Source organism: Pedobacter sandarakinus, from assembly GCF_026240095.1.
GTDB classification, from domain to species: domain Bacteria; phylum Bacteroidota; class Bacteroidia; order Sphingobacteriales; family Sphingobacteriaceae; genus Pedobacter; species Pedobacter sandarakinus.
The window spans coordinates 114335-126662 of sequence record NZ_JAPIVG010000001.1; the positions used below are offsets into that span (position 1 = coordinate 114335).

The 12328-nt window shown below is 38.4% G+C and carries 9 protein-coding genes; 3 read left to right on the forward strand and 6 right to left on the reverse strand.

All coding sequences use genetic code 11. The annotated features are described in order from the left end of the window. Positions 1-68 precede the first annotated feature (68 nt). Both eno and OQ268_RS00475 read left to right on the forward strand, forming a co-directional pair. Positions 69-1364 carry a phosphopyruvate hydratase gene (eno, locus tag OQ268_RS00470; RefSeq protein ID WP_265854093.1) on the forward strand — a complete coding sequence of 432 codons (1296 nt, stop codon included), beginning with the start codon at positions 69-71 and terminating at the stop codon, positions 1362-1364. A 169-nt stretch (positions 1365-1533) separates the two neighbouring features. After that, positions 1534-1833 carry an FtsB family cell division protein gene (locus OQ268_RS00475; RefSeq protein ID WP_265854094.1) on the forward strand — a complete coding sequence of 100 codons (300 nt, stop codon included), beginning with the start codon at positions 1534-1536 and terminating at the stop codon, positions 1831-1833. A gap of 18 nt (positions 1834-1851) precedes the next feature. On the opposite strand, the gene OQ268_RS00480 is transcribed toward OQ268_RS00475, so the two are convergent. Continuing rightward, positions 1852-2472: a trimeric intracellular cation channel family protein gene (locus OQ268_RS00480; protein ID WP_265854095.1), complete on the reverse strand. Its 621-nt coding sequence runs from the start codon at positions 2470-2472 to the stop codon at positions 1852-1854. Continuing rightward, positions 2459-4543 carry a hypothetical protein gene (locus OQ268_RS00485; RefSeq protein WP_265854096.1) on the reverse strand — a complete coding sequence of 695 codons (2085 nt, stop codon included), beginning with the start codon at positions 4541-4543 and terminating at the stop codon, positions 2459-2461. The genes OQ268_RS00480 and OQ268_RS00485 overlap by 14 nt, the downstream gene beginning before the upstream one ends. Positions 4544-4807: 264 nt before the next feature. Between OQ268_RS00485 and OQ268_RS00490 the strand changes: the two genes are divergently transcribed. Continuing rightward, positions 4808-5542 (forward strand): L,D-transpeptidase family protein, encoded by a 735-nt coding sequence (locus OQ268_RS00490; protein ID WP_265854097.1) that lies wholly within the window; start codon positions 4808-4810, stop codon positions 5540-5542. 100 nt (positions 5543-5642) lie between these two features. Here the strand turns inward: OQ268_RS00490 and fabG are convergent, their stop codons facing one another. The 4 genes from fabG to OQ268_RS00510 form a co-directional block, all read right to left on the reverse strand. Next, on the reverse strand, positions 5643-6386 hold the full coding sequence (gene fabG / locus OQ268_RS00495) for a 3-oxoacyl-[acyl-carrier-protein] reductase (RefSeq protein WP_265854098.1): 744 nt from the start codon (positions 6384-6386) through the stop codon (positions 5643-5645). A 110-nt stretch (positions 6387-6496) separates the two neighbouring features. Next, positions 6497-7570 (reverse strand): agmatine deiminase family protein, encoded by a 1074-nt coding sequence (locus OQ268_RS00500; RefSeq protein WP_265854099.1) that lies wholly within the window; start codon positions 7568-7570, stop codon positions 6497-6499. 126 nt (positions 7571-7696) lie between these two features. After that, positions 7697-8572, reverse strand: a complete 876-nt coding sequence (locus OQ268_RS00505; protein ID WP_265854100.1) for a carbon-nitrogen hydrolase — start codon at positions 8570-8572, stop codon at positions 7697-7699. 178 nt (positions 8573-8750) lie between these two features. Continuing rightward, positions 8751-12311, reverse strand: coding sequence for a glycoside hydrolase family 2 TIM barrel-domain containing protein (locus OQ268_RS00510; protein ID WP_265854101.1), 3561 nt, complete (start codon positions 12309-12311; stop codon positions 8751-8753). Positions 12312-12328: the final 17 nt, after the last annotated feature.

The following is a 12328-nucleotide window of genomic DNA, read 5'->3' on the forward strand; positions in this document are numbered from 1 at the left end:
AGGTTAAGCTTAGTAATTGTACTTTTTACACTAAGCAAGTTAAAAAACCAATAAAAAATTAAATAGAAATGAGCATAATTGTTAATGTCCATGCAAGACAAATCCTCGATTCGAGAGGCAACCCAACAGTAGAAGTAGAAGTAGTTACAGAGGCGGGCGCTTTTGGCCGTGCTGCTGTACCAAGCGGTGCATCTACCGGGCAACATGAGGCTGTTGAATTACGTGACGGAGATAAATCTACATATTTAGGTAAAGGTGTTTTGAAAGCTGTAGAAAATGTAAATACTAAAATTGCTGATGCATTACGTGGTATTGATGTTTTCGAACAAAATGCAATCGACAAATTGATGATTGGACTTGATGGTACTGAGAACAAAGGTAACCTGGGAGCAAATGCAATTTTGGGCGTTTCTTTAGCTGTGGCTAAGGCGGCTGCAGATGAAATTGGACAGCCACTATATCGCTACATTGGTGGTGTTAATGCAAACACTTTACCAATTCCAATGATCAACATCATTAACGGTGGTTCTCACTCTGATGCGCCTATCGCTTTCCAGGAATTTATGATTATGCCGGTTGGTGCGCCATCATTTTCTGAAGCTTTACGTTGGGGAACTGAAGTTTTCCATAGCTTAAAGAAAATCCTTCACGACAGGGGATTATCTACCGCTGTGGGTGATGAAGGTGGTTTTGCCCCTACATTTGATGGTACTGAAGATGCAATTGAAACTGTTTTAAAAGCCATTCAAACTGCCGGTTACACGCCAGGATCTCAAATTTGTTTGGCTTTAGATTGTGCCTCTTCAGAGTTCTACAAAGATGGCAAATACGATTATACTAAATTCGAAGGTGATAAAGGTGCTATTCGTTCTAGCGAAGAGCAAGCACAATATCTTGCTGATCTTTCTGCAAAATATCCAATCATTTCAATTGAGGATGGTATGGATGAAAATGACTGGACAGGCTGGAAAACATTAACCGACAAAGTTGGCGATCGCGTTCAGTTAGTAGGTGATGATTTATTTGTAACCAACGTAACACGTTTACAACGTGGTATCGATGAGGATACAGCAAATTCAATCCTGGTAAAAGTAAATCAAATTGGATCGTTAACAGAAACCATAAACGCAGTAACATTAGCACAAAACAGTGGCTATACTTCAGTAATGAGTCATCGTTCTGGCGAAACAGAAGATGTTACCATTGCAGACTTGGCCGTTGCTCTAAATTGCGGACAGATTAAAACCGGTTCTGCATCTCGTTCTGACAGGATTGCAAAATACAATCAGTTATTACGCATTGAAGAAGAACTGGGCGAAAATGCTCGTTTCATTGGTTCTTCATTTAAATACGCAAAGAAATAGGTGTTGGTTAGTTGAAACTAACGGACAGGATTTGTTAACAAGTTGAAAAACTTATTTGTAGAACATCCGGAGAATTTAAATCTTCGGATGTTTTTACTTTATATGCTTTAATGAAATAAAACTGCAGCAAAGTCATTTTGATTTTTTAATTTTAACTTTCTAATTATATATGAAACGTTTAATAGATCTTTTCCGCAGTAAGTATTTCCTGGCAACAGCGGCTTTTGCTGTTTGGATGTTGTTTTTTGATAAAAACGACATGATGTTGCAGTATGAATACCGTAGTCAGGCAAACAAATTACAAGAAGAAAAAGAATATTTCGAAAATGAAACCGAGCATGTTAAAAAGGATTTAAACGAGTTAAATACAAACTTAAACACAGCTGAAAAATTTGCCCGCGAAAAATATTTCATGAAAAAGGACAACGAGGATGTTTTTGTTATCATCCGCGAGGATAAAAAGGATTAACCTAAATCAGATTCAGAATTAATACTCGAATTTAGGCAAAGACAGTTTAAACTTAACGGCCACAATCCGAAACAGAAAGATAAATGCCACTACTGTAAGCTTGGCTACAATACTTTCTACACTAATGTAGATGAGTAAGTAATACAACAAGCCTCCCATAATACAGGCTGAAGCATAAATTTCTCTACGAAATACCAATGGAATGGTATTAAGCAAAGTGTCTCTTATAATGCCTCCAAAACAACCGGTAATGGTTCCTAAAGCGATACAAATACCGGGATTAAGACCAAAGGCCATCCCTTTCAGTAAACCTACCATGGTAAACAAACCCAAGCCCAAGCTATCAAACAAAAAAAGCGTAACTTTCATTTTTTGGACATGAGTTTTGAAAAACATGGTTACCAGTGCAGTAATTAAAATAACCAGGCAAGTTTGCATATCCCGCATCCACTCCACCGGCGTATCGCCGATTAGCAAATCCCTAACTGTCCCCCCACCTATTGCTGTCACGAAAGCAATAATAAGTACTCCAAAAGGATCTAACTTACGCTGCATGGCGGTAAACGTGCCCGATATTGCAAAAGCAATGGTACCTAGTACCTCGATAATTTCTGATGTAGAGATGTTATAATTCTCCATAACGCTTTCTTAAAAACCATTCGGTGGCCAATAGAGCTACAATTAATCCGAACAGCCATTTCATATTGATAAGCTCATTATAGGTTCGGTCTTCGTAGCTTATGGTTTTAATATTTTCATTTTTTAGAATTTCATCGGCAATTTGCAGCAGGTTTGCAGGCATAAACAGCTTACCATTGCTTTGCTTCGAGATGGTATTAAGCAATTGGTGGTTAGCAGTAGTTTGCTGAAACTCGGCAACAAGTGCATTAACATAAAAACTGCCCGTAGCTGCGAGCTTGTTTTCTCCTAAAGTGGTTTTTGCAACATAAGTATAATTACCAGCGGGCATAGCGCCAGCATCTAACTGATAAGCATTTTCAGTTTTTGAAAAAATATAGTTGAAAACCCTACCTGCCTCATTTTTAATTTGCAAAGCTACTTCGGGTTGGTTGGTGGGTTCATAACTTTCGTTGTACAAAGTGCCATTAAACTGAACAGCTTCATTCTCATCATATGCAGATTTTGAGGTAAAAACCTTAAACCTCCTTTTATCATCTTTTATAGAGAGGAATTGTATTGTTTTAGCAATTAAATCATTTAAAATAGATGGATTTTCTTCATTTGCTGCGGCTGATAATTTCCAGCGCCATAATCCCTCACCCAAAAGGTAACCTCGCTTTAATCCATTATCAGTAGTAAAGAATAGCAATGGCTGCTGCGTATTTACTTTGCCAATACGTTGGTTAAAAATTGGCGTGATGGTTGTGTTTAAGGTCAACCTACCAAAAGGCATCAATAAAGGATCGTAAGTAGAGAAAGATTTTTTCTCTACTTCTGATAAACTGAAACTGGAAAAATCGCTAGCTACGGTTGGGTATACCTCTTGCAACGACCCAGTAGCACCGCCAATGTTCACCTGTTTTTGCATTTGGTTAAAAGCATTTATTCCGCTTTGCGCACCTAAAATAAACCAAAGTGGTTTTTTTAAATTTGATATTTTCTGAGTAAAACCAGCAGATAAATTCTGGGCATCGGGCATTTGATAGAGCACAATCAAATCGAATTTTGCAGCATCGACCGTTGCTAGATCCTCAGCCAATACAAGTTTGGCTTCATAATGCTTATTGAGCGAAATGGCATCCCTTAGCACGGTTAAATCAGGGTGTGGTGCCGCGGCTGCAAGCAAAACCTTTTGCCGCCCATCAATTACTTCAACATAAAATGTTTGACTATTATTCTTTAAAGTGATTTCATTAGGAAGCGAACTTAATCCAATGGTAAATTTTTGAACGCCAATTTTTCCAGCATGTAACTTTACTGGAACGGTTTTAATGAAAGCATTACCACTAATCGCGACTGTTTGCTGTGAAACTTTATCTCCGTTTTGGTTAACAGTTAAAGTGGCATTTTCGCCAGTGCTCTGGTAGGCCTGCACCTGAACTTCTACAGTAAAATCATCATCAAGGTAAACAATGTTATTGTAATTCACGTTCGCGATAAGCAAATCTCGTTTAGGAATGCTATCGCCAAGAGCAATGGTATATATGGGTGAGTTAATTTGCCCTATTCCGTATAGCGGGTTGCCACCACGATTGAAGATTCCATCTGTTGCCAAAATTATGGCGCCAACATTTCTATTGGTGTATTCATCTTTTATCTTTTGGAAAAACAGTGATGCATCTGTAATTTTTCCCTTGTTACTAAAGCTGAGTCCATCTTTAACCTCATCTGAAAAATTATAAGTTTCAACTTCATATTTTTCTGACAAGCGATCTTGTAAAGTTTTTAAGTTTTGTTCGTACAATTTCTGATCAAAACCTGATGGCTTCACCTGCCCAATTGATAACGAATTATCCTGGCCAATTACAATGATTGGCTTATCTAAAGTATAATTAAGTGTTTTGATTAATGGCGAAAACAATAACCAGGCAATGGCGCTAACCTCAATAATTCGAAGTGCTATTAATCCATACCGTAGTTTTTGATTTAAATTATTATTGCTACGATAGAGTAACCACGCATATAAAATGCCTAATGCCAAACAGCCGATAAATGAGATGATAGAAGTACCTGAAAAAAAGCCATTCATATTTTATAAAGATGTGAATTTTGAGGTGAAATTCAAGTTTTTTTCATGCATAAACCAGTCAAAAACCAGGTTCCAAACAAAGATATTTGAAGCTTAACATTATTAGACAAATCACTTTGATTAGGTTTCAAATCTGTATTAATGGAAATACCTTTACAAATTACTTTGAAAAAACAGAATCCAAGATGAGAATCGATACAAAATAAATTCATAGCTTTCGGATTGTTGGCAGTAAAGTATTAGCTTTAGCACAAAGTAAAATTTATGAAATTTCAGTTTTTAACAATTTTATTGATGCTAAGCATGATGGTAAATGCCCAGGAAAATTTCAAAAAAGACCAGATACAATTCGAACGAGTTGGGAAAGCCTATACTGAAAAATGGGAGGTACTACAAAAATTTTTAAAATCTGATGGTTTTGGCGAAGATTTCTCTATGTTGATTAATGCTTACAAAGCAGAAGGGAAATTAGAGGTTTGGTTAAAGAACAAATCAGGCAAAAAATATGCTATTTTTCGAATTTACGATTTCTGTGCACATTCGGGGAAACTAGGACCAAAAATTACTGAAGGAGATTTGCAAACGCCCGAAGGGTTTTACTACATCAACATATTTAATCCTTTAAGTTCATATTACTTATCCTTAGGAATAAATTATCCTAATGAGGTAGATGTAGCAAGAACGGGAAAAGATCGGAAACCAGGTGGAGATATTTACATTCATGGCGATTGCGTTACGGTGGGCTGCATTCCACTTACCGATGAAAAAATTAAAGAAGTGTATTTGTTGGCACTAGAGGCAAAAAATGCTGGACAGGAAGAAATCCCAGTAAATATTTATCCGTTTAGAATGAATGATGGAAATATGAAAAAATATGGGGTACAATTTCCAACACAGATCGCTTTTTGGAAAACGCTACAACCTGGTTATGTTGCATTTGAAAAGAATAGTATTCTTCCAACTATTGTGCAGGAAAATGGAAAATATCTGATAAAATAAAAGGCGTGAGGTTTAGGGATTTACCCTCAACTCACACCTTCAAATTAACATCCAGAAGAGAAAACCTCCCACCCTGGATCTTTATATCATCAACTTTAGTTTAAAGCATCCCCCCACAAACTGATAAAGTTTGTCCGGTTACATAAGCGCTCATATCTGAAGCTAAAAATACACAAACATTAGCGATATCTTCCGTTTCGCCAGCACGTTTCAATGGGATGTCTTTTTCCCAACCGGCAACAACTGCCGGGTCTAAAACAGCAGTCATTTCGGTACGGATAAAACCCGGAGCGACTACATTAGCACGAATATTTCGTGAACCAAGTTCTTTAGCTACTGATTTGGTAAACCCAATAATACCTGCTTTAGAGGCGGCGTAATTTGCTTGTCCCGCATTCCCCTGAACACCTACTACAGAACTCATATTTATAAAAACTCCTTTTCGGGCTCTCATCATTATCCTGGAAGCAGCTTTGGTTACATTGAAGATAGATTTTAGGTTGATATTAATCACATCATCCCAGTTTTCCTCACTCATGCGCATCAGTAAACCATCTTTGGTAATACCGGCATTGTTCACTACGATATCAATTCCACCAAAATCTGCAACAATATCATTAATTAACTGCTCTGCCTGATCAAATTTTGAGGCATCAGAACGATAGCCTTTAACTTTCGTACCAAAGCTTTGCAATTCTTGCTCTAAAGCTTCGCCTTGCGCTACAGATGATAAGTATGTGAATGCCACATTAGCACCTTGTTCGGCGAATTTCTCGGCAATTTTGCGTCCAATTCCTTTAGATGCTCCTGTAATCAGCGCTGTTTTTCCTTCTAGTAATTTCATAAACCCTAAATCTCTTAATCGAGACTTTTAAATAATGTATAAAAATTTAAACTGTTGTAAAGTTAATATTTAATATGATTTGTTACCATGCTGCTTATCGTTCATAATTACTATGCTGGCTCCTGCTGACTTAAACAGTGAAAACTTCCCAATCCCCAAATAATATCTACGGAGTTGATCCCAAGAACTTTTCTATCTGGAAAACAACTTTGAATAATGGCCAAGGCCTTTTCATCGTTTACATCATCAAAAACCGGAACGATAACCGCAGCATTCGCAATGTAGAAGTTTGCATAAGATGCCGGCAAACGGGTATCTTCAAAGATAACGGGTGATGGCATTGGTAGTTCGACAATATTCAACGGACGTCCGTCTTTTAACTTCATTTCTTTTAAAGCCGCTAGATTCTCTTGCAACAAAATGTAATTTTCATCAAGAGGATTGCTTTCTACTACGGTTAAAACAGTGTCTTCATTAACGAAACGGGTAATATCATCGATATGTCCATCCGTATCGTCACCTACAATTCCATCGCCTAACCACAGTACCTGATCTTGACCATAATATTCAAGCAAATACTGTTCTATTTGTACCTTCTCTAGGTGTGGATTACGATTTTCGTTTAACAAGCAAGCTGTTGTTGTTAAAATTGTGCCTGCACCATTAAATTCTACCGAACCACCTTCCATCACAATGTCTGGCAGGAATAAAGGCAGATTGAATTTTCTGGCAATTTTCGTAGGTACGACATCATCCAAATCAAAAGGCGGATATTTGCCCCCCCAAGCATTGTAACCCCAATCTACAACGGCCTTTTCAGTTCCCCTAAGTACAAAAGCCGGTCCATGGTCTCTGCACCAGGCATCGTTGGTTTCGTTGTAAAAAAACTCAATTTGCGCTAAATTAGCTCCAACTTTATCAAGCTCAGCAACCGCAAAAGCTTTCATTTCATCATCTTTAATATTGATGCGTACTTTTTCGCCTTCTGCAACTGCTTTAATAAATTGGCAATATGGCTTGTAAATGGTTTCGATTTTACCAGGCCAGCTCGCCTCTTTGTGTGGCCAACTTAACCAGGTAGCTTCATGTTTCGCCCATTCGGCAGGAAAAGAAAAACCCTGTTGTTTAGGAGAGTAATCAAATTGATTAATATTTAATTCTTTTCTTGGAGGAAAGTTTGACATATGCTTTTAAGAATGAAAGACGGGTTGCCGAAATTCGATGTTTTAATTTTATCAATAGTCCGAAATTCGGATGTATAAGTTGTAGGATAGTTGGTTTATCAATCCGAAGATTATAAAGCGATCCAACTAATCTCCATCGAGATATCTTTTGGTAATTGGTTGGTAAGAATCGATTCTTCTGTCTCTCAAAAATGGCCAATGCTTCCGCATAAAATCACTTTGATCTAGATCGAGCTCAACCACTTCAGTTTCTTCCTGATCGTGAGAGGCGAGATACAGTAATTTACCCTGGGCATTAGTTGCAAAACTACCACCCCAAAATTTCATTGCACCATCTTGCTCGAAACCTACACGGTTTACACTTACCACAGGCACGCCGTTGGCAACCGAATGCGACCTTTGGATGGTTTGCCAAGCATTGTATTGGTCTTGATTGGTTTCTTCATCCTGGTCTGTTGCCCAACCAATAGCCGTTGGATAAAACATAATATCTGCACCCATTAACGCTGTTATGCGTGAAGCCTCCGGGTACCATTGATCCCAGCAGATGAGAATGCCGATTTTAGCAAATTTAGTCTCGAAAACTTTATAGCCTAAATCGCCCGGCGTGAAGTAAAATTTCTCATAAAAAGCAGGATCATCAGGAATGTGCATTTTGCGGTATTTGCCTAGGTAAGCACCGTCGGCATCTAAAACTGCTGTTGTATTATGATACAAACCTTCTGCACGTTTCTCAAACAAAGATGCAATAATCACAACGCCTAGTTCCTTGGCTACCACGTGAAGTGCATTAGTTGACGGACCAGGAATGGCTTCGGCAAGATCGAAATTATCATAATCTTCTACATCACAAAAATATAAGGAAGTAAAAAGCTCTTGTAAACATACAATTTGTGCTCCTTTGGCAGCAGCATCACGCACCTTTACAATCGCCTTATCTAAATTCTCTTGCTTATTTCTAGTACAGCTCATCTGCACCAATCCAACTTTTACTTTCTTCATGATCTTTTTAAACTATCTAATGGTTAAAGGAGAGATATTTGCGATAATTCTCACCCATTACAAAACCACGCATTCAAAATTTTCGTCAAAGTTACTATTTTGTTTAAAAGTAGAACGGCATATTTATGTAATTGTTTTAGACAACAATGCTCGGTTTTGGCTAAACAGATGGCTAAAACTATGGTGCAGAATCTATGCCTTCAATTCTAAAGGTATAACGTTGTTCGCCAGTTGGAAGTTCATATTTAAGCAATTGACCCGGACCGCAACTGGCGTTCCCTAGTCCCCTTTGCTGATAATCTAAATTTAAGATTGTCTGTGGCAAGCGGTTATCTTTCAATTTAAAACCATGCTTAAGTTTCCACGGCGTTTGATTTTTAAAATGCAGAGCCGAAAAGTTCAAATTTCCATCAGCACTAATCTTAAATCCTCCATTTGCGCCGGTTAATGTGACCCAACGTACATCTTCACGATTTCCCATACTTTGTGCCCTTACGTACGCTTCTTCCATCCCGGTAACCGTATTCTGGTAAACGCCGAGGTCTGCAGATACTTTCCTATCGATGTAATTTTCCTGAGGCCCACGACCGTAATAACTTACTTTTTCCAATCCGGGAGTTAAAGCCAGCTGTACACCTAATACCGGAATTTTAACTTTATCGTTTGTGTTATCAATCATCACATTTACATCTACAGTTCCAGTATTGTAAAATGTATAAACCAGTTCGTAGGGAATTGTAGTTTTAGCTTGATCCATAAACTCAGCCTTCATTTCCATCTTTAGCTTGATGGATTCGCCATTGTTTACCAAGGCATAATTGAATTTAGCTAAACTGTTTTTTATACTTTGATCTTTTTGCGGATCGTTATTGATGCTTCTATACCAGTCTAAAACGATGCCCTCCTGGTTGAAAATAAGCTCCTTACCTTTCAACTTCAAACTATTTAATAGGCCATTTTTAATGTTAAATACTGCCTGAACATTATCTCCAGTAATATTAAAGTACTCATCGGTGCGTTGCAATGCAAGTTTAACTCCCGCTAAAGACTCAACTTTTGGTAACATGCTTCGCTCGTTGATAGCGAATTGTGCACTTGAAATTTCCATACCTGCTTTACCCCACACCTGGTCTTTTTTTAGTGTGAAAGAAAGGTTCAAAAAGTATTCGTGTCCATTTGCAATGGGCACATCATTTGGGATACTAATGGTTTGCGAACGGTTAGGATCTAAATCGAGGGTTGCCAAATTGCCTTCCTTAACCACGTAGCCATCCTTCAGTAACTTGTAGCTCAGATTAAATTCATTCAGGTTAGTAAAATCGTATTTATTGGTGATTTTAATTTTTCTATTTATCAAATCTTCTGCCTCAATTTTAATATATTGATAAACACGCTTTACCTCCAATAGCTTCGGGGTGATCTGTCTATCTGGTGTAGTTAAGCCATTCAAGCAAAAATCACCATCATTGGGTTTGTCGCCAAAGTCGCCCCCCATGTAATACTGGTCTTTTGGCGCACCAAATTTATTAATACCCTGGTCAACCCAGTCCCAAATGCATGCGCCAATTGTACCATGTGCTTTATTCTCGATAAAGTCCCAGTATTCGGCCAGGTTTCCTACTGCATTGCCCATGGCATGAGCATACTCGCATAAGAAATAAGGCTTTACCGTTTGTTCATCGTCCATTTTCTTCATGTAGTCGATAGATGGATACATGTTCGAATACATATCAGCTGCGCTATTTTTACCTTCATAATGAACAGGGCGTACAGGGTCTAATTTTTTAATTGCCAAATAAACCGAATCGAAGTTGGCACCATTGCCAGATTCGTTACCCATAGACCAGAAAACAACCGAAGGAAAATTTTTGTGTTCTTCAACGTTCCGGATATTGCGATCGAGATATGCTGGTAGCCAAGAGGGCATCCTACTGATGGAATTGTTACCATGACATTCTAAGTTTGCTTCGGCCATGGTATATAAACCATAGTAATCAAACATGGCATACATCTTTATATCGTTAGGATAATGGCTGGTTCTAATGGTATTGATGTTAGCCTGTTTCATCATCAGTATATCTTTTTGCATGGATTCTACAGGAACTGCCTTACCAAACTCCGGATGAATATCGTGGCGGTTTACGCCTTTAAACAATACGATTTCGTTATTGATGTATACGTTCTTATCTTTAATTTCTATCTTTCGAAAGCCGAATTTTGAAGAAAAAACTTCGGTAGGCATCCCATTATTATCTGTTAAGCTGAAAATTAAAGTGTATAAGTTTGGGTGTTCGGCCGACCAAAGCAGGGGATTTTGAACCTGGGCAGATAAATCAATCTGCGCTGTTGCCTTGCCCTTCATGCCATCTACCGCTTGATTTACCGACACTACTTCTTTCCCATCTGGATTAAGTACAACTACCCCAAGGTTACCCTTTTTCCCTTTTTTCTTATCGGCATTATTAAGTAAGGCGCTTATTTTTAGGGTGGAAGAACTGAAATCGTTTCCATTAAAATCGGTATTGATGGTATAATCGCCAACATGCATTTTTGGTGTGGCATAGATGGCAACGTCTCTATATATGCCGCTTAAGCGAAACATATCTTGATCTTCGAGATAACTTCCATCGCACCAACGATAAACCTCCACAGCCAGCATATTGTTGCCTGTGTGCACTTGTTCTGTAATGTTAAATTCCGCAATCCCGTTAGAATCCTGACTATACCCCACCTTTACGCCATTTACCCAAACATACATGGCGCTATAAACGCCATCAAAGCGAAGATAGATAGCCTTTCCGTTCCAGGTTTCAGGGACATTAAAATCTCTTCTGTACGATCCTACCGGATTAATTTCTTTCTCATTGGTATATCCATCCTGTGGGCGAATAAATGGCGGCGAATTTTTAAATGGATAGGTGATGTTGGTATAGATGGGTGTACCATACCCTAGCATCTCCCAATTAGAGGGCACCGAGATTTGTTTCCATTTTGAGATATCAAAATCTGTTTTATAAAAATCTACCGGTCGTTCTGATGGTTGCTTCACCCAGCTGAAAGCCCAGTTACCGTTTAACAATTGGTATAAAGTAGATTTGTTCCTTTCCCATGGGAAGTTGAACGAAGCATCTGCTTTGAGGCTTTGCAGATCTGCGAAAGGAATGATGGGTGTGTGTGGCTTTTCCTTATTAATACCGAAGATGGTTTCATTTTCGATTTCCGTATCTCCCACTTTTTTTATGGGAACAATCTTGGCGATAGATTCGTTAATATCCCAAAATGCAGCACCTACAGTATCTTTAAGCTGATAAAGTTTGCCATCCTTCTCTGCCAAGGCATACCCGCTAGCCCTTGAAACGATGCTATACTTCCCATTTGCTTGCTTGGTAATACGCCATTGCTGATTATTATTGTAGGCATCGTTATCCCACAACACTGACGGGTTTCCAACACCTGTTTTTCTATTTGCATTATCAATACTTTTAAAGCCATCTGGAGTAGAGATGGTATAATAACCGTTTCCTAATGAGGAGAATAGCCATGCCTGGCTGGCTGCCTGTTCATCTGCTGCCTTAAAAATTGGCACATCATCATTTTGCATGTTACCATTATTATCGACCGCCATATTTCCTTTGATGAGTTTATAAAAGACACCCGTTTGGAAATTCTGGGCTAACAAAATATTAGGTATCGTAAGAATGATGAACGCGACAACGATACGAAGTTTTAGATTTGGCATTTTTTTTCTGTGGTTGG

Coding starts and splice junctions, on each gene's coding strand:
- fabG (WP_265854098.1), bottom strand. CDS start 6,386: ATGAAATTACTAGAAGGAAAAACAGCGCTGATTACAGGAGCATCTAAA.
- OQ268_RS00510 (WP_265854101.1), bottom strand. CDS start 12,311: ATGCCAAATCTAAAACTTCGTATCGTTGTCGCGTTCATCATTCTTACG.
- OQ268_RS00490 (WP_265854097.1), top strand. CDS start 4,808: ATGAAATTTCAGTTTTTAACAATTTTATTGATGCTAAGCATGATGGTA.
- OQ268_RS00475 (WP_265854094.1), top strand. CDS start 1,534: ATGAAACGTTTAATAGATCTTTTCCGCAGTAAGTATTTCCTGGCAACA.
- OQ268_RS00480 (WP_265854095.1), bottom strand. CDS start 2,472: ATGGAGAATTATAACATCTCTACATCAGAAATTATCGAGGTACTAGGT.
- eno (WP_265854093.1), top strand. CDS start 69: ATGAGCATAATTGTTAATGTCCATGCAAGACAAATCCTCGATTCGAGA.
- OQ268_RS00505 (WP_265854100.1), bottom strand. CDS start 8,572: ATGAAGAAAGTAAAAGTTGGATTGGTGCAGATGAGCTGTACTAGAAAT.
- OQ268_RS00500 (WP_265854099.1), bottom strand. CDS start 7,570: ATGTCAAACTTTCCTCCAAGAAAAGAATTAAATATTAATCAATTTGAT.
- OQ268_RS00485 (WP_265854096.1), bottom strand. CDS start 4,543: ATGAATGGCTTTTTTTCAGGTACTTCTATCATCTCATTTATCGGCTGT.